Raw genomic sequence first — 19,269 nt, forward strand, 5'->3', positions numbered from 1 at the left:
ATTAAATACTTTCGTTGATTAGAACATATGCTGATAAACGTCAGCTTTCAATACTTGTTGTGTTTGCGCTTTGCTGAGATAAATATCCAATTGTTTACCATCTTTGACAATTTCATCTGTACGGTAATGCAAACCGATACCTTCTTGATCAAAGAACCAATCTGCTTGGCCCCAATAGAGTTTTTTCGGTGCCGTTTTTTTGACATCTATCTCTTGTTCATCTAACCATTTGCTATAGGCTTGTTGCACAATAGCATCCATATTTTGCTGTTGCTTTGCTTCAATAATATCTAAAGGTTTAAGATTCTTTTTCGCACGGCGGTCTGCCACAAAAAAATAATAACGCTCTTTGACCGTGATATTTTCCTGTTTGGTATCAACACCGATTTGCAGCAACACATATTGATTCCGTTGATATGGAACTCGTGTGTACATGGCCAATTCATAGGCTTTATTGGTTTTAAACTCTGCCTGCCAAGCATCTGATTTTTTCACATACGCATCGACGGCTTGTTGGAGATTCATATTTTGCTTTAATGCAATCTGATCTTGTACGACGCTGGCCTGATTTTTTTCAATCCAACCATTCAACCACGTATCTACGGTCTGAATGGTTTGTATCTCTAAATCAATACAACTTTTATTTTCACAAAACGGTTTGGCGATTTTTGCGGCTTGCTCTTGGATATTTAAATAAGGCAAAACATCTGGATTGATCACAGTCACTTCAGAAGCGCCATCATCGGCCGGCTTTGTCGCTTTGTTTTCTTTTCCTGAATCACATGCACTGAGCAGCAAAACACTCCCCAAAAGTGCAAAAACTGTAGCATCCTTGAATTTTTTCATGATGTCCTAAACGACCAAATGATTGCGTAATGTATGGATTTAAAAACTCTACCACAAAATAAAACAGCTTCACGAAGAAGCTGTTTTATTTCTGTAAAAGAACAACTTAGTGTTCACGTGTATTACTGAACACAATATCCGGATAACGTTCTTGCATTAACTGTAAATTCACACGACTTGGTGCAAGATAAGTTAAATGACCACCGCCATCGACAGACAATTGGTCGTGTGCTTTTTTCTTAAATTCGTTGAATTTTTTCTCGTCATCACACGATACCCAACGTACGGTATTGATACTTACAGGCTCATAAATACAATCCACTTTGTATTCTTCTTTCAGACGATATGCCACCACTTCAAACTGAAGCACACCCACAGCACCCACGATTAAGTCATTACTGTTTTGCGGCATAAAGACCTGAGTCGCCCCTTCTTCTGAAAGTTCTTTTAAGCCTTTTTGTAGCTGTTTTGACTTCAAAGGATCTTTTAAACGCACGCGACGGAACATTTCAGGGGCGAAGTGAGGAATACCGGTAAAGTGTAAATCTTCACCCGAAGTGAAAGTATCGCCGATCTGAATCGTACCATGGTTATGCAAACCGATAATGTCGCCCGGCCATGCTTCTTCAAGGTGCTGACGGTCACCAGCAAGGAACGTTAAAGCATCACTAATACGCACATCTTTACCTAGACGCACATGTTTCATTTTTAAGCCTTTTTCATACTTACCTGAACAGATACGCATGAATGCAATACGGTCACGGTGTTTTGGATCCATATTGGCTTGAATTTTAAAGACGAAACCAGTGAAGCCTTCTTCAGTCGCTTCAACTTTACGGTCTTGAGTTGGATGTGCTTTAGGTTCAGGCGCATATTGACTAAATACATCCAAAACATGGTCCACACCAAAGTTACCGAGTGCCGTACCAAACAAGACTGGCGTTTGACGGCCTGCCAAAAATTCATCACGGTCTAAAGGTTCATTGGCCATTTGAACCAATTCCAATGATTCTTCAAATGCAGCCCAAGCGAGATCACCGACTTTTTCACGCAAATCTGCATAGTCATAGCCATCACGGACTTCAATATCCGTAATTGTTGAACCGAAACCTGCCTTATAAACGTAGAATTTTTCTTCGAGTAGGTTAAATACACCGGCAAAGTCACGACCTGTGCCCAGTGGCCAAGTAATCGGAACACATTTAATTTTTAAAACGTTTTCGATTTCATCAAGCAGTTCTAATGGCTCACGAATTTCACGGTCCATTTTGTTGACGAATGAAATAATCGGCGTGTCGCGCATACGACACACTTCCATCAATTTGATCGTACGGTCTTCGACACCTTTTGCACCATCAATCACCATAAGCGCAGAGTCAACAGCGGTTAATGTACGGTAGGTATCTTCAGAAAAGTCTTCATGCCCTGGGGTGTCGAGCAAGTTAATCATCTTGTCTTTAAACGGGAACTGCATAACAGAAGTGGTGATCGAAATACCACGTTCTTTTTCCATTTCCATCCAGTCAGACGTTGCCGCACGATCAGATTTACGGCTTTTTACCATACCTGCAACCTGAATCGCCTGTCCCCATAACAACAGTTTTTCTGTCATTGTGGTTTTACCGGCATCGGGGTGGGAAATAATAGCGAAAGTACGTCGCTGAGCGACCTGTGTCGCTAATTCTTCTTTAAAACTCATGAAAGACACCTACTGCAAAACTCGCAGTGCAAAAGATCAGAGCTGATCAATATGGGAAATTGGCGATATTGTATCAGATTGACCATTAAAAATAATCAACCACATCGGGTTGAGTCAAAATCTTAGCGTGGCGTGTCTTGATGTTTTACATTGGATGACGACCTGTTTTTATCGACGATATAACGCATTTCTCTGTCTTTTTTTCTCACTCATTGGCAATGCAATCAGACTACGAGGACTTTATTCAACTTTCATTTTCATGCGTTCTTCAAGCTGTGCCACTGGCATCGGCATTCCTAACAAATATCCCTGCAACTGTTGGCAACCTAAACGTTTTAAAATTTCTGCTTGTTGTTCTGTCTCTACACCTTCTGCAGTGACCGTTAAACCCAGTCGAATTGCCAAGTGAATAATACTTTCTAAAATAATTTCTTCTTTAGAACCGATGCTCAAATTGCGGATAAACTCACGGTCAATTTTCAACTCATCTACAGGCAGTTCTTTTAAATACAAGAAACTTGAATGTCCCGTTCCAAAGTCATCAATCGCAACTTTAATCCCCATCTTTCTCAAATGTTCAAAAGTTACAATACTGGCATCGATATGATGCATCGCAGTTGACTCGGTAATTTCAATAATTAAATGTGACGGGTTAATTTCATACCGTGCAAAAAGTGACTCTAAAGTACTAAATAAGTGTTTATGTTCAAACTGAATCGCTGATAAATTGACCGCAATCGGATACAGCGGCATATTCAGCTTTTCCCAGTGCTGAATTTGCTTACAGGCTTCTTCAAGCGCCCAATAGCCCATGGCAATAATCAGTCCAGTTTTTTCTGCACCATTGATAAACTTATTTGGCGTCAACATACCTAGAGTTGGATGATTCCAACGAATTAAGGCCTCTACTCCACAAATTTCACGATCAGCAGCATTAAATTTTGGCTGATAAAATAAGATAAACTGTTGTTCTTCTACCGCTTTATATAAATCATTGATCAGTTTCGTCTGACTTTTTTCTTCAAATTGGTCGGCAGTATAATTAAAAAATGAATAGGTATTACGCCCCTGATACTTCGAACTCAGCATTGCAGTGTCTGCATTGATCAGTAGGTCTTGTAAGTTCGCACCATGTTCAGGGTACATCGCAATACCAATACTGCCTGAAATGTTAATTTCTTTACCTGCAATCAAAAAGCTTTCTTGCATCAATTCCAATATTTTTTCAGACATTGCTGTGGCAGAGTCATTGCTTGCCGACTCAAGCACAATCAGAAACTCGTCCCCACCGATTCGTAGCAATTTGGCTTTATCATTAATTAAACGGTGAATACGCGTAGCAATTTGAATCAGTAGTTGATCACCCACATGGTGTCCAAACACATCATTGACCGCTTTAAAACGGTCGATATCAATATAAATAAAAGCAATTTTATCTTGTCTTAAGCGATGCTCTGTAAATAGAAAATGTGCATATTCAGCCAAAAATAGTCGATTAGGTAAACGGGTCAAATTGTCCTGTACAGCTTGATTGGCTAGTTCTCGATTTGCGCGCATCAACTGCAAACTGCGATGTTCTAAACGTTGCTCAAGTACTGCAACGCTAAAGGCCGCCATCAACAATAAACTGGTGACAAATAAGACAATAAATAGCAATAAATTATGGTTAATTTGAGCTGCAACCAATACATCCATCGAGTTTAGCGGTACAAAATCAACAGCTGCCATACCAATATAATGCATAGCGACAATGCTAAAAGTCAGCATGACCGCAACAAAGGCATTCATGATGTTACGTTTTGGCGAGTATTTATTTTTAAACGTTAGCCAAAATGCCAAACACGAGCCACAGATCGCAACTAAAATTGAACAGATAACAATGAAAGGTTCGTATCGTTGCTCATAACCCTGAACGTCTAAACTCAGCATCCCCGTGTAATGCATTCCGGAAATGCCTAGCCCCATTAAAACTGAGCCTAAAATTAAACGAGGAAATGGTAGCGTCAGTCGTGTGGTTAACCACACGGCAAAAGTGGACGCGACAAAGGCAATAAAATAGGATGTCAGAGTAAGACTGGTATCAAAACTATGATTTGAAGGTAAATGGCTGGCCATCATGCCTACAAAATGCATGCACCAAATCGCAGCACCTAAAATTGCACCGCTGAATAATAAAATGACATTTTCATATCTTGGTCGTGTTCCACGGAACAACATTTGTTCGAGTGAAACAGCTAAGTAACAACTTAATAATGCAACTACGATTGAACCAACGACCAGATTGTAATCATAATGAATATGGGTCATATCAAGCGTTCCGCTTAGGTTATCGTGGCACTTTCTTTAACCGAATTACCCAATCTATCTCTTCCCTTTAACTTGTTACATTTTCAATTACTTACTTATTTTCTCTTAGAATCTATTAGTCTACGGTAATGGTCAAGTCTTTCTTTCAAGATTTTAAGCAACTGATTAATTTAAAAAAATAAAGCTTGATGAAGTTCACTAAAATTTAAACTTTTGATAAAAATTGCATCAGGTGTTTATTATTTTAGAACAGTTTCTAATCATAATAAAATGAATAAGTTAGAATCATTTATAGATTGCTTTCTAGATTTAAATCGAACACCGCCCTACTCACAAAAAAATAGCGAGCCGTAGCTCGCTATTTCTCAATGGATAAATTCATCTTTTCTGTCAAAAACTCAAGCAATCAGCTCAATGTTTTTATGGATGAATTACTTACTTTTTGGCTGTTGTTGTATGCGTTTTGCCTTGTAATTTGGCATAGTCCATTAGCACGTTTGCTGCTTCCGTCACAAAGACTTCTTCTTCAGGCAGTGCTGGACGCTGGTTCGCCTTCATTTTTGCACGTGCCTCCACCAATGCATCCATAGACGCTTGGTAGCTTTCCCAGTTGGCATAAGGTTTTTGACCCAACACTTTACGACGCTGATTTTCAGCATCCAAAGACTTTTGCTCTAGTGCCAACAGCTCGGCTTTACGCTTCGCTAAGTCAAGCACCACACGCTTTTGCTCTTCTGTCTTTTTCGCAATCGCAGTACGTTGCTCTAAATATTTAAATTGCGGATCAATGCTGACACGTTGCTGAGATGACTTAATCAAATCGGGAACATAGGCTTGGATCGAGCCTTCACGTTTAAACGGTGCTGTAGGAATGGTATCCCACTGTAAAGCATTTTTCGCTTTACGTTCACCAAACTCTTCATTGTAAATATCAACCAACTTAATATCAGGCACGACCCCTTTATTTTGGGTACTGCCGCCAGTCACGCGGTAAAATTTACGTTGCGTTAAGGTTGCTTGACCATAGGCTAAAGAGTCAAGTTGTACCTGCGCTGTTCCTTTACCCGTTGTGGTGCTACCAATCACCACACCACGTTCATAGTCTTGAATCGCAGCAGAATAAATTTCACTCGCAGACGCCGAAGCCAAGTTAATCAATACTGCCAATGGACCTGCATAAGTTTGCGCGCCCCCATCATCATCTTCAAACACGCTGACATTGCCATTGCCATCACGGATTTGCACCACTGGACCTGATTTAATCACTTGACCAAGCATACGTGCCACTTCTTCAAGTGAGCCACCAGGGTTGTTACGCAAGTCAATGATGATACCTTCAACATTTTGAGCATCTAAAGTTTTTAAGGCTTTATTGGTATCTTCTGACACAGAACGGTAGTCTGTACCTGCACGACGTGCACGATAGTTCAAGTAAAACGATGGAATTTCAATTACACCGAACTTATGCTTTTTGCCATCACGCTCAATTTCAACGGTACGTGAACGCACGCCTGCATCTTCTTCTTGAATCACATCACGTACAATTGTGACATTTCGCGCTTGATTCATGGACGCACCAGCACCCAATAAACGTAGAGTCACTTTGGTGCCACGTTTACCACGAATCAGTCCGACAATTTCATTGCTCGGCCAACCGATCACATCCACCATTTTGTCGCCATCTTGGGCAACACCAACGATACGATCGCCTGACTTGACTTGTCCTGATTTGCTAGCAGGACCACCTTCCACAATCGTCTCGATTTTGGTGTAGTCTTCATTACCACGTTCAGGACGGATCGATACCCCAATCCCTTCCAATTGCAGCGTGGTTTGACGGTTCAATTCCATCGCATCTACAGGTGGAAAGTAATTACTGTGCGGATCATACGTCAGCATCATGGCATTCAGAGTTTTGTCGAGCACATCATCGCTTTTTAAACGACTAATCCGCTCTAACTGACGCGTATAACGCTTGGTTAAAGTCTGTACAGGTGTTAAGTCTTCAGGACCTGTTAAGTCTTGACCATTTGCCAGTGTTGGGTCATCTTTCAACGCTTTTTGTTTGGCTTTCTCTTCTTCTTTGCTGATGGTTAAGTTGATCAGCTGAGAGACCAACATTTTATTCCAATGCGCACGCTGTTCTTCTGTCGATTTAAAGAATGGCGCTTTTTCACGATCAGTTTCGATGTAGTTATTCGGTTGATATAAATTCTGTGGCTTTTTCAGCTCTTCCAACATATAGGTGTAGAACTGTTTTAAGCGCTCACGATATTGCGCATGAATCGCATACGGCCCTGTTAAATTGCCCGCTTTGAGATTTGCACCAAAAGTTGAGCCATAACGTTTTTTATAATTTTCAATATCTGATGCCAAGAACAACGTATGTTCAGCATCTAAACTATCAATATAAAAATCTAAAATACGATTAGATGTATTGGCATCTAAACGCTGATTTAAATAGTGTTGACGGTCTACCAATGTTGCAAGCTGACGTGAGACCAAGGCTTGCTCTTGTGTGGGCTGAATGGTACCCGCGCTCACTGCTTCTGTATTATTGGCAGCAATTGCGTCATTCACCACATGAGTGAAAAAGAATCCACCTGTCGCAATCGCAACGGCACAAGCTAATGTTTGAAGTTTCATAAATAATTTGTACTTCCTTGGTATTAAGACCAATATTACCGTGTTGGTTTTCGACCTGAATTGAATAGATTCAAAATCTTAAACAACTTAATATGTTTATGTCGTGTAGTTTTATCATATTCTCTGCTGACAAAGTGTAGCAAATCATTGCAGAATTCAGGTATTGTTTTTCCTTAAAAATTCCAACACGGACACCGAATATGATTGGCGCATTAATGCTCGACATTGCTGGCACAGAACTTACCCAAGAAGATATTGAACTATTACAGGCACCACAAGTTGGCGGCATGATTTTATTTGGTCGCAACATTGAATCTCCTGAACAAGTTCGTGCCCTGACCGACCATATGCGTCAAATCCGTCCTGATATTTTAATTGCCGTCGATCAGGAAGGTGGTCGTGTACAACGCTTAAAACAAGGCTTCACACTCCTACCAGCTATGGGTAAGTTTGGAGAACTTTACTTAACTGAACCTGAAAAAGCTGTTGAACTGGCTGAACAATGTGGCTGGTTGATGGCAGCTGAAGTCCTTGCGGTCGGCATCGATTTTAGTTTTGCACCAGTGCTGGACCTAAATGATGTCAGTGATGTGATTGGTGACCGTGGTTTTGCCAAAAATATGCAAGACATCATTCCACTGGCAAGTGCTTTCTTAAAAGGTATGAAACGTGCGGGGATGGCATCTACAGGTAAGCATTTCCCAGGCCATGGCTCGGTGAAAGCAGATTCACATATCGCTGCTGCCGTTGATCATCGTAGTTATGAAGAAATCTATCAAAAAGACATGCAAAGCTTTATTCAACTGCAACCACAGCTTGATGCATTAATGCCTGCGCATGTGATTTATGAAAATATTGATCCTAATCCTGCTGGATTTTCACCGTATTGGATTCAGAAAGTCTTACGTCAAGAGCTCCAATTTGATGGCGTTTTATTCTCCGATGATTTAAGCATGCAAGCCGCTTGTGTCGCTGGCGGCGCAGATGCTCGTATCCAAGCAGCATTAAATGCAGGTTGTGATATGGGCCTTGTATGTAATAACCGTGAATCTGCATGCATTGCGCTGGATGGCATTCAAAACTTGGCTCTCCCAAATCAAGAACGCCTAGAACGTATGCGCGGTAAAATACCACAAATTGAGATTGGACAAAGCATTGAACTCGGAGCGGACTGGCAAAACGCGCGTAACCGTATTGTGGATTTTAAAAATCAATATTGCTAATCCAAGACTTTCAAAATTCTAGAAAATGGAGCACGACAAGGTGCTCCTTTTTGATTTATGATGAAGACAAAATAAGTGCTTCGGCGCTATACAAAAATTGCCAATAAAAACAACATTAGGTCTGGACGACATGACACAAAGTTTATCGGAACATCGACACATTTCCTTTACTGCACATTACACCGGCTATATTTGGTACAGCATGGGGATTTCGCATCCCGTTTTTGCCACACGTAAAGGCAAATTTTTAGCACGTTTAGTCCATCCTTTAGAAAGCTGGGCAGAAAAGAATGTGGGCGGTAGCATGCGTTCGACGCTTAAACAGCGCCATGCCATGATCGATCAACATTTAGATCAACTCATTACCCAATATCCACAGCTACAAGTCCTTGAAATTGCCTGTGGCCTCTCCCCGCGCGGTTGGAATTTTCGCACCAAGCATCCTGAAATTGATTATCGTGAACTCGACTTGCCAGATATGGCAAAAATTAAAACACAGGCACTCAAACAGATTGACCCGCATGCCCCGGAGGTCTTAACTGGGGACATTTTCACTCAAGATTTTGAACGTATTTTTCAGAGTTTTGCCCCTGAACGTCCTTTGGTGGTGATTAGCGAAGGTCTGATTAATTATTTTGATCAAACCCTACTGAATAAGTTATTGCAAGGGATCACCGAATATGGCGCCTCGTTTCAGGAATTGCATTATCTGACCGACATCTATCCAGAACCCGTCAAGAACCGTTTAGCACGCTTTATTTGGGCCAGTAGTAAATTACTCAAAGTTATGTCACGCAGCGCTTTTACTTTTCATTTTCAATCCCCTGCTGAATTACAGCAGTTTTTCACCCATACAGGATTTGAAGAAGTAGACGTCGTTCAGCCAGCCTTATACTTTCCGCAACAGCAGCAAGAACAAGTGATTCCTTTTCACGATGCAGAGCAGCACTGTGGAGATTTGGTTTGGATGGTCCATGCCAAAACAAAAAAACAGCGCTAAAGCGCTGTTTTTTTTACTTGTTCATGTTTTAACTGACGGCTTCTAATAACAACACATCTTCTTTTTGGCGTTGTACAAAGCGCAATAAGCGTTCTGCCAACTCAAAACTACCATGCTTAAACAAAGCGCGAACCTGTGTATCCACAACGTCAAAGATGAGACATTCAATTTTAAACTCACCTTCTTCATCTTCTAGATGTAATGCCAAATCCCGTGGATATGCATGCATGAAGTCCAACATTTCAGCCGGCACATTCAACAACACGCCAAAATAATTTAAATCTATAATTTGAGTGTCAACCACAAGGTCTGAATGGCGATGAGATAAATGCGTGAATGGCTGTTGTACACTCACCCGCGCTTCGCCACGGCGTTCGATATTTTGCATTTGCTCTCGGCTCATTGGAATGATCCCTTCCAACTGCTGAATAGACTCACCGCGTAGATAAGTTGCAAACAAATTCATAGTTTCCTTACGACGCTGCAACTGAGGTAAATGATCCGCATTGGCAATCATGGCAAATTGCATATTCGGACATTGCAAGGCAAAACCTGCATTTTCATGTGGCAAAGTAAAACTGTCGTACTGCCCGCATGACACCAATACATCACACTGTGGAATCGGCACGTCTTGCAAACGCAGCAAACGATTACAGTTAATGTCATAACGCTCTTGTTCGGTATTGGTGAATTCAGCCATTTGTCTAAAGAACAAACGCTTCGCTGTCGGTGACATCCGCGTCACATCCAGTTTGGCATGATTGACCAAATACAAAATCACCGCTTGACCAAATTCATCCATGCGCTGTTCTTTCATCAAGTGCAAGGATTCTTCAAGCAACATGCGCCAACTCTTGCGCGTTTTTTGCATCACGCCCATTAAAATCATGCGGTCAATCAATTCAGGACGTTGATCTGCCAGACCTGCTGCCACCACTGAACCTAGTGACATCCCCATCACGGATACTTTTTCTAGCCCGACGATATCCAGCCAAACGCCCAACATCTGCGCCAGATCACCCAACTCTAAAGTCCCTGCCGACACCGAAGTATCGACATTGGTAATTTGCTGGTTTGAGCCCATGGAGGGTAAATCAATTAAAATAATTGGGCCTGCCGCAAATAATTGTTCGACACAATATTTGTAGGAATTAAAGTTTTGAAATGCCCCACCAATAATAACAATCGGGGTGCGATGAATCGTTTCAGGTTGTGCAATGGCCATATATTCGACCTTCCAGCCATCAATCCATGTCGTTCTGGCAGGCTGTTTAAAGCTTTGCTTGTCATACAGATCGAAAAAACTGTAATGCGTACTTTCCTGTACGGTCGGATCCATTTGGATAATGGAATTCATATTCCTTTCCTCCATTCCTGCCTTATTTTTATTGTCAGGAATTCGTTTAGAGACTCTGCTCGACTTAGCGTCCTGCTCTTTAATCGTTATTTGTACGACTTCAATGTCGCTATTGTTTCATTCTATACAGAGGTTCATTTTACAAGCAACTGATATCCCCGCCGCTTATCTACTTTTGCTCTAAAAACAATTTCAAAATGTTAATTCTGGTCAGCAAGTACAGTCGAATATGCACTTAAGTGCTTCATTGTTCAGTCACAGGCTGTTAATATCGAGTTGAAATTTCTAAGTGATCAAACCGCTATGCAAGAGTCTATTGAACAATACATGCAAACGGTAGGACAGCAAGCACGCACAGCATCACGTGTGCTCGCAGGGGCTTCTACCCAGACTAAAAATAATGCCTTATCAGCAATTTATACTGCTTTACAAAACAGTGAAACTGCAATTTTGGCAGCTAACCAAGTGGATATGACCAAAGCGCATAACAACAACTTGGATAGTGCTCTGCTTGATCGCTTAGAACTTACCCCCACACGCTTTAAAGGCATGCTCCAAGGTCTAAAAGATGTAATCGCACTCACTGACCCGATTGGCGAAATCACCGATATGGCCTTTCGTCCGACAGGTATTCAGCTGGGCAAAATGCGCGTACCGCTAGGTGTTGTCGGCATGATTTACGAATCTCGCCCAAATGTCACCCTTGAAGCCGCATCTTTAGCGCTTAAATCAGGTAACGCGATTATTTTACGTGGTGGTTCTGAAGCTTTGGAATCTAACCAAGCAATTGCGGCAGCGATTCAACATGGCTTAACTGCCGCAGGTGTACCTGAGCATGCCGTTCAAGTGATAAATACCCCAGACCGTGCTGCGGTTGGCCAATTAATTACTATGCCTGAATATGTCGATGTGATCGTACCTCGTGGTGGCAAAAGCTTAATTGAACGTATTACCAATGAAGCACGTGTGCCTGTTATCAAACATCTTGATGGTAACTGCCATGTTTTTGTGGAAGCTCAGGCTGATTTGCAAAAAGCATTACCTATTGCGCTTAATGCCAAAACACACCGTTATGGCGTATGTAATGCCATGGAAACCTTACTTGTCGATGAAAATGTCGCTGAAGAGTTTTTACCACGCATTGCTGAACTTTATGCTGAGAAAAAAGTTGAACTGCGTGGCTGTGCTGAAACGCAGCGCATTTTGGGTGAGTCGATTGTTCCTGCAACTGAGGAAGATTGGTACACCGAATACTTAGGCCCAATTTTGGCAGTGAAAGTCGTTACAGGCTTAGATGAAGCAATTGAGCACATCAACAAATATGGCTCACACCATACCGACTCAATCATTACCGAAAACTTCAGTTTGGCGCGTCAGTTCTTGGCGCGTGTAGATTCAAGTTCAGTGATGATTAATGCCTCAACGCGCTTTGCAGATGGGTTTGAATATGGTCTTGGTGCTGAGATCGGTATTTCAACCGATAAAATCCATGCACGTGGTCCAGTCGGTCTTGAAGGTCTGACTTCTCAAAAATGGATTGTGTTTGGTGATGGTCAAATTCGCCAATAACACCCAATAAGACAATGAAAGCTGTGCTTTTCTAAGTAAAGGTGCAGCTTTTTTATGGCGATTTAAAAAATTAGACCCAAGGTTCACATATTGAAATATAAGCCTGCAAACACACAGGATCTAGAATTGAAACACAGATTTTTTGACAATTAAATGCTTAAGAAGAATGAGAAAAGTTAAATTTACCTGCTTTTTTGCAACAATTCGAGGATTACAGCGCAGCAACCGCATGTTATGTTCTATGTATATCTCTTAAATCGTATAAATTTTGAGGACTATTTTATTAATAAATGAAAACTATGAACTGATAAATTTTAATTATTATTGTGCTCAGGGTCGATAGTGCTTAAGTCTAATCTCCTAAAGTCTATCTAGGACGATAAAAAAACCCATGATAAAACATCATCACAGATCTAAATTGCATCAATCAATACAACTGCAATCAGATCAATATTATGGATAAGTATTTCAATTAGAATTCGGGTATTTAAACGTGTCTACATCAGTATTAGTAATTAACTGCGGATCTTCTTCTATCAAATATGCGTTAGTTTCTGAGCGCCGTGAAGATCGTATTTTTGGTCTAGCCGAGAACCTAGGTTCTGCTGATGCACGTATTAAAGGGGTCACTACAGGTGGTGATGCGCTTGAGCTGTCTATTCCATATGCTGACCATGAAAAAGCCCTTGAAACTATTTTAGAGCGTTTGGCTCACCATAATCCTCAAGCGATTGGTCACCGCGTTGTTCACGGCGGTACATTAACCAAAGCTGAGCTATTAACACCAGAAATTATTGAACGTATTCGTGAAGCAACTCCACTTGCTCCATTACATAACCCGGCTCACTTGGTGGGTATCGAAGCAACGATGCGTTTGTTCCCTGAACTTCCGCAAGTAGCCGTATTTGATACAGCATTCCACCAAACAATGCCATCTCATGCATACCGTTATGCATTACCAAAATTCTTGTACACACAGCATAACGTGCGTCGTTATGGCTTCCACGGTACTAGCCATGCCTACGTATCTGAGCGTGGCTCAATGTTGGCAGGCAGCTTTAAACAAGGTGGCTGGTTAACTGCTCACTTAGGCAATGGTAGCTCGACTTGTGCGATTTGGAATGGTCAATCTGTAGATACGTCAATGGGTCTAACACCACTTGAAGGTGTGGTCATGGGTACACGTAGTGGTGATGTAGACCCAAGTATTCACAGCTTCCTTGCAAGCAACTTAGGTTGGGATATCTACAAAATCGACAAGATGCTGAACAGCCAATCAGGCCTACTCGGTTTGTCTGATCTTTCAAACGACATGCGTACATTGATCGAAGCATCAGAACAAGGCAATGAAGATGCCGCGCTTGCCATTGAAGTATTCTGTTACCGTTTAGCAAAATCTTTAGCAGGCCTCAGCTGTGGTCTACCACGTATTGACGGTTTATTCTTTACCGGTGGTATTGGTGAAAATTCTGCCTACATTCGTGAAAAAACAGTTTCATACTTACCGCACTTTGGTTTCAACCTGAGTAAAGAATTAAATGACAACTTAAAACGTGGTACTGAAGGTCGTATTGACCACGGTACTGGCCCACAAATTTGGGTTGTTCCAACCGATGAAGAAGGCCGTATTGCCAAAGAAACTGAGCATGTTGTAGACGAGGTGACAGCGTCTGCTACAAAAAAGTCTGATGCTGAAGCTGCGATTGCATAAGCAATCGCATCAGCCCCTTCGCCTTAAATATTAATTTTTAGCTTTAATTTAGACACCGTATGAAAACAATTTTACTCGTGCCAACTGGGGAAGGTGTAGGTTTAACATCTGCATGCTTAGGTTTAATTTATGCTTTGGAATGCCAAGGGGTCAAAGCAGGTTTTCTGAAACCATTTTCACAGGAAAATGTCGCAGATACTGTAGACCGTACAACGGCTCTTTATCGTCATTTATTTAATAATGAAACGGTAGAACCCATTCATCATGCCACCATCGTGAAACAACTGAGTCATGATGAAAGTGATGAATTGCTCGAAGAAGCAGTTCGTTTGCACCGTGAAATTGCAAAAAAGCATGATCTGATTATTGTTGAAGGCTTGGTTCCAAACAGCCGAGATAACTTTGCCTCAGAACTGAACGCGACATTAGCAAAAGCTCTTGATGCTAAAGTAATTATTGTCAGCACAGCAGATATTCAAAATGCCACGAAAACGGCTGAGAAAATTGACAGTTCTCTACGCCAATTCGGTGGTGCAGCATCTGAACGCACTGCGGGCGTTTTGTTTATGCGCACACGTGGTTTGCCAGAAGAATCTGCGCAAATTCCTGTCACGCTTGATCCAAATCTGCGTTTAATCAGTGATACCAATAAATTTGTACTCGAATTACAACAAAGTAATCCGCAAATTGGTTCTACACAGCTACCTGTTATTGGTCTCGTTCCATTTAGCAATACGCTCAGCGTACCGCGCATGTCTGACTTGGCAACGCATATTCAATCAGAATGGATCAACCAAGGCGATGCTGCTCATCGACGCGTACTACATAGCAGCTTAGTTGCCTCTAATATTGAACATGAACTTCACAAATTTGTGGCAGGTGAACTGATTATCAGCGCCTCTGACCGTATTGATGTGTTGTTGGCTTCTAGCCTTGCAAGTAGCAATGGTATTCCACTTGCCGGTTTGGTTTTGACTGAACACCATCAACCGAACCCACAAGTTTTGGATTTCTGCCAAACTGCGATTAAGCAAGGCTTACCGATTTTACATACGCCTTTAAGCACTTTTGAAACGGCACAACAACTTTCAAATTTAGGCAATGAAATTCCTGTCGATGACGTAGAACGTGCAGAACAAGTGACCCGCTTTGTTTCAAGCCACATCAATACTGAATGGATTACTGAAGTATTGAATGGTTCGTATCAACCCCGTTTGTCCCCTTCTGCATTCCGTCATGAATTGGTACAAAAATCTATTGCTGCGAAAAAACGAATTGTTCTACCTGAAGGTGATGAACCACGCACCATTCAGGCGGCTGCCATTTGTCAATCACGTGGCATTGCACACTGTATTTTATTGGCAAAACCTGAAGCCGTGATTGAAGTTGCAAAAGCACGTAATATCGAACTTCCACACGATTTGGAAATTATTGATCCAGATCTGATTCGTGAAAACTATGTGCCTAAAATGGTTGAGCTGCGTAAAGGCAAACTCAATGATCTACAAGCACGCGAACAGCTACAAGATACTGTTGTTTTAGGCACCATGATGCTTGCACTCGATCAGGTGGATGGCTTAGTCTCAGGCGCAGTACATACTACAGCGAATACCGTACGTCCTGCATTCCAATTGATTAAGACTGCTCCTGATTATTCATTGGTTTCTTCTGTGTTCTTTATGCTGCTACCAGATGAAGTCTATGTGTACGGTGACTGTGCCATTAATCCAGATCCAAATGCAGAACAGCTTGCAGAGATTGCGATTCAATCTGCAGATTCAGCGAAAGCTTTTGGTATTGACCCACGTATTGCGATGATTTCATATTCAACAGGTACTTCTGGTGCAGGCGCAGATGTCGAGAAAGTGGCTGAAGCAACACGTATTGCCAAAGAACGTCGTCCAGATTTACTCATTGATGGCCCGCTTCAATACGATGCTGCATCGGTGGAAAGTGTGGGACGCTCTAAAGCACCTGACTCGAAAGTGGCTGGTCGTGCCAATGTATTTATTTTCCCAGACTTAAATACAGGTAATACAACCTATAAAGCAGTTCAACGTTCTGCAAATGTAGTCAGTGTTGGCCCAATGCTGCAAGGTTTAAACAAGCCTGTAAATGACTTGTCTCGTGGCGCATTGGTCGATGACATCGTGTTTACCATTGCTTTAACGGCAATCCAATCCGAACAGCAAGAAGCTTAATTTTTGTTTCGAGTTCTAAACCACCCTTTCGAAAGATTGGGTGGTTTTTTTATTCATTCCGATTTTCCCGCATTTCAATCTTATTTATATTGCGATAATTTTCATCTTATTAATTCTTGTCATATTAGAGTCAATATTATTGCTTATGGTATGAGCGCTTTTTTAATTATTCAAAACTTAGCTATATCATGACAAACTTAAAATTTTATACTCCATGTGCCATCTCTACATTAATATGGGTTTGCTTAAGCGCACACTCCATGGCCGCAGATTCATATCTAACACCTGACTCAGCTCCAAATAGTCTTGAAATATTATCTACTCCTCCACAAGCCTATAGTGCAGATTTTATTCGTGATCAAAGTATTTTTAAACAATCTCAATATTTGAAAAATACGGCTCGCTGGCAGCAAGCACAAATTGATGCTGATGTTTCAAATGCACACTTAGGGCGACCTTTTTCACATGCATTTGGCGTAGAAATTAATGAGAAAAATACACCTATTTTATTTGAAATTTTAAGAAAGATTAAACTTGATAGTAGATACTCTACTCAAACTGCAAAAAAGAAATATAGCCGTGAACGTCCATATGGCTATTTTAATGTCAGCACTTGTACTCCTGAAGAAGAAAATGAAAAAAATCAATATGTTTCATATCCATCTGGCCACACCACAATTGGTTGGACTTATGCATTGGTTCTGGCGCAGCTTCGCCCAGAACGCCAAAATGAAATTTTCAAACGTGGCATTGAATTTGGTCAAAGCCGAGTCGTGTGCAATATGCATTGGCAAAGTGATGTCGATGCTGGCCGTATTATGGGTGCAGCACAATTTTCACGCTTGCAGGCAGATCCACAGTTCCAAGCCGATATGATCAAAGCCAAAACTGAAATTAACCATCTTATTTCTGCCACACATAAAAAATCTGATTAAAAAAATCAGCATCTTGTCCCATTGCATAGATAGTAGATCACATGCATGGGCAGTGGTTTTTAATAGATGTGCATGTCCAATATAAAAATAAAGCGCTTAGAACCATCTAAGCGCTTTATTTAATTTGGCAGATGTATTTTGATACCGTTTTATTAAGATTCAATCTGCTTCAGTTCTGGCTTGCCGTAAGCCACTTCAAAACTTGCAACGGTCGTCATTTTTCCACCTGGTTTTTCAACAAAGTCTAGAACCTTTAAGTCTGTACGCATATAGTCTTTAAAAAAATCTAAAGTCTGATAACCGCGTTGATCATTGATAAATTTGATGTGTGGATTTAACTTCAGCACATCTTCCTGCCCTGGACGGATTGGTTGACCATTGCCGGTAGAGGTTATTGATGTAGTTAAAAATTCAGTTGCAATCGATGGGCTCTTAAAATCATTCAAATCACTTGGAATATTCGCTGCAAAATATTGATGCAAATCTCCTGATAAAATTACTGTATTACCATGAGGTGCATTTTTTTTGATAGATTCAATCAAGCGCTCGCGTGCGTATGGATAGCCATTCCACGTATCTTTCCCAAAATAAGCTTTGCCTGATTTGTTATAACGTACCCAAGGCATAACCTGAATTTGCTGTGCCAAGACATTCCAACGCTTATCATGGCGCATTTGCTTCGCCAACCATTGCTCTTGTGCTTTACCAAGAACCTGCTCATTTCGGCTATTCTCAGTACGGCAGTAATCTATTTTATCAAACCCATCTTCTAACTGAGCTTTGGTGCATAAAATTGGAGAACGGTACTGGCGTGTATCCAAAATATTCATCCGTAGCATTTTGCCATAATCTAAAGTGCGGTAAGCAAGGATATCTGGGCCGTTCGGCTTCTGTTTTAAACGCACAGGCATATATTCATACCATGCTTGAAACGCTGCTGCGCGACGCAGTAAAAATATGTCTTTCTTCTCACCTTTTTCTTCAATATCTGCAGCCCAGTTGTTATCCACTTCATGATCATCAAACGTCATCGCAAAAGGTGCAGATGCATGTGCAGCTTGTAAATCAGGATCTGCACGGTACTGTGCATAACGAATTCGATATTGCAGTAAAGTTTGAATTTCCGGACCAATATGCTGACGCGCTGGAATAGACACACGCAAGTCACCGATTGCACGTCCACCACCCTTGCCTTCAGGCCCTTCATAAATGTAATCACCATAGTGAAAGACAATATCGATATCTTTTTCTTGGCTCAAATAATCATAAGCGGTGTAATAGCCAGTTTCATAATGCTGACATCCCACTACAGCGACTCGAACTCGTTCTGGCATTTGGTGCGCGGCAGGTGCTGATTTTGCCGTGCCTACTGGGCTTTCATAACCAGATAGCCGGAATCGATAATAATAACGTGTCATCGGTGCTAAACCGGCCACTTCCACATGCACGGTGTGATGCAAGTCAGGATGTGCCTGTGCTTTGCCAGTTTGCACAATTTTTTTAAATTCAGTATCTGTAGCAATATCCCAATCTACTTCAACTGCTTCTTTCGGCATCCCACCATCCACTGAAAGTGGATATGGTGCAACTCGGGTCCAAATCACAAAACCATCTGGCCAAGGTTCACCTGAAGCAACGCCTAATTGAAACGGGCTAATCGGAAATTTGGCATTTGCCCAAGTGCTTACTGGACTCAGTCCAGAAAATAACGCTAAAGACCCGACTCCCATCAAACCCTTTAAGAATTGACGACGATTCGAATTAATATGATTCAT

Annotated in this window: 12 protein-coding genes; 6 read left to right on the forward strand and 6 right to left on the reverse strand. The window is 41.4% G+C overall.

Going from position 1 to position 19,269, the window contains the following annotated elements:
• Positions 1–18: 18 nt before the first annotated feature.
• The 4 genes from FTV50_RS10990 to FTV50_RS11005 all read right to left on the reverse strand — a co-directional run bounded on the left by FTV50_RS10990 (position 19) and on the right by FTV50_RS11005 (position 7,498).
• The gene (locus tag FTV50_RS10990; protein ID WP_180024426.1) at positions 19–846 is read right to left on the reverse strand and encodes a hypothetical protein; all 828 of its coding nucleotides are present in this window, start codon (positions 844–846) and stop codon (positions 19–21) included.
• 106 nt (positions 847–952) lie between these two features.
• On the reverse strand, positions 953–2,545 hold the full coding sequence (locus FTV50_RS10995; protein WP_180024427.1) for a peptide chain release factor 3: 1,593 nt from the start codon (positions 2,543–2,545) through the stop codon (positions 953–955).
• A 240-nt stretch (positions 2,546–2,785) separates the two neighbouring features.
• Positions 2,786–4,852, reverse strand: a complete 2,067-nt coding sequence (locus FTV50_RS11000) for an EAL domain-containing protein (RefSeq protein ID WP_180024428.1) — start codon at positions 4,850–4,852, stop codon at positions 2,786–2,788.
• Positions 4,853–5,287: 435 nt separating this feature from the next.
• Positions 5,288–7,498 carry a carboxy terminal-processing peptidase gene (locus FTV50_RS11005; protein WP_180024429.1) on the reverse strand — a complete coding sequence of 737 codons (2,211 nt, stop codon included), beginning with the start codon at positions 7,496–7,498 and terminating at the stop codon, positions 5,288–5,290.
• A gap of 200 nt (positions 7,499–7,698) precedes the next feature.
• Here FTV50_RS11005 and nagZ point away from each other — a divergent pair, with 200 nt between their 5' ends.
• The gene (gene nagZ, locus FTV50_RS11010; protein ID WP_180024430.1) at positions 7,699–8,721 is read left to right on the forward strand and encodes a beta-N-acetylhexosaminidase; all 1,023 of its coding nucleotides are present in this window, start codon (positions 7,699–7,701) and stop codon (positions 8,719–8,721) included.
• 130 nt (positions 8,722–8,851) lie between these two features.
• Positions 8,852–9,721, forward strand: a complete 870-nt coding sequence (locus tag FTV50_RS11015; RefSeq protein WP_180024431.1) for a class I SAM-dependent methyltransferase — start codon at positions 8,852–8,854, stop codon at positions 9,719–9,721.
• A gap of 28 nt (positions 9,722–9,749) precedes the next feature.
• Here the strand turns inward: FTV50_RS11015 and FTV50_RS11020 are convergent, their stop codons facing one another.
• Positions 9,750–11,078, reverse strand: coding sequence for an alpha/beta fold hydrolase (locus FTV50_RS11020; protein ID WP_180024432.1), 1,329 nt, complete (start codon positions 11,076–11,078; stop codon positions 9,750–9,752).
• Between the two features lie 303 nt (positions 11,079–11,381).
• Between FTV50_RS11020 and FTV50_RS11025 the strand changes: the two genes are divergently transcribed.
• The 4 genes from FTV50_RS11025 to FTV50_RS11040 all read left to right on the forward strand — a co-directional run bounded on the left by FTV50_RS11025 (position 11,382) and on the right by FTV50_RS11040 (position 17,494).
• Positions 11,382–12,647 carry a glutamate-5-semialdehyde dehydrogenase gene (locus FTV50_RS11025; RefSeq protein ID WP_111884042.1) on the forward strand — a complete coding sequence of 422 codons (1,266 nt, stop codon included), beginning with the start codon at positions 11,382–11,384 and terminating at the stop codon, positions 12,645–12,647.
• A gap of 493 nt (positions 12,648–13,140) precedes the next feature.
• Entirely contained in the window at positions 13,141–14,358 is a 1,218-nt protein-coding gene (locus tag FTV50_RS11030) for an acetate kinase (RefSeq protein ID WP_180024433.1), read from the forward strand.
• 59 nt (positions 14,359–14,417) lie between these two features.
• The gene (pta, locus tag FTV50_RS11035) at positions 14,418–16,559 is read left to right on the forward strand and encodes a phosphate acetyltransferase (protein ID WP_180024434.1); all 2,142 of its coding nucleotides are present in this window, start codon (positions 14,418–14,420) and stop codon (positions 16,557–16,559) included.
• Between the two features lie 260 nt (positions 16,560–16,819).
• On the forward strand, positions 16,820–17,494 hold the full coding sequence (locus tag FTV50_RS11040) for a phosphatase PAP2 family protein (RefSeq protein WP_180024435.1): 675 nt from the start codon (positions 16,820–16,822) through the stop codon (positions 17,492–17,494).
• Between the two features lie 152 nt (positions 17,495–17,646).
• On the opposite strand, the gene FTV50_RS11045 is transcribed toward FTV50_RS11040, so the two are convergent.
• Complete coding sequence (locus FTV50_RS11045) at positions 17,647–19,269, reverse strand: alkaline phosphatase (RefSeq protein WP_180024436.1); 1,623 nt, start codon at positions 19,267–19,269, stop codon at positions 17,647–17,649.

The organism is Acinetobacter sp. YH1901134 (assembly GCF_013416965.1).
Lineage (GTDB): Bacteria > Pseudomonadota > Gammaproteobacteria > Pseudomonadales > Moraxellaceae > Acinetobacter > Acinetobacter amyesii.